At 78.6% G+C, this 248-nt stretch carries 1 pseudogene; it reads left to right on the forward strand.

Going from position 1 to position 248, the window contains the following annotated elements:
- Positions 1–248 (forward strand): annotated as a pseudogene (locus CCN56_RS39485) (VanZ family protein); the annotation flags it as partial.

Raw genomic sequence — 248 nt, forward strand, 5'->3', positions numbered from 1 at the left:
CGCGCATCTGCTGCTCGTCGCCTGGGTCAGCCTGCGCCCACGGGACGTCGCCTGGGTGACCCCGCCGAACACGATCCCGCTGCACGGCCTGCGGGCCGATCTCGCGCTCGGCGGCGCCGCGGCGGCCCGGCTGATCGGCGAGGGCCTGCTGCTCCTGGCCCCGCTCGGGGTGCTGCTCCCGATGGCCGACGGACGGCTGCACGTCTCCGGGTGGGCCTCCCTGGCCCGGACGACCGCCGCCGGCGCGC

Source organism: Streptomyces sp. NRRL B-24572, from assembly GCF_002156145.1.
GTDB classification, from domain to species: domain Bacteria; phylum Actinomycetota; class Actinomycetes; order Streptomycetales; family Streptomycetaceae; genus Streptomyces; species Streptomyces vietnamensis.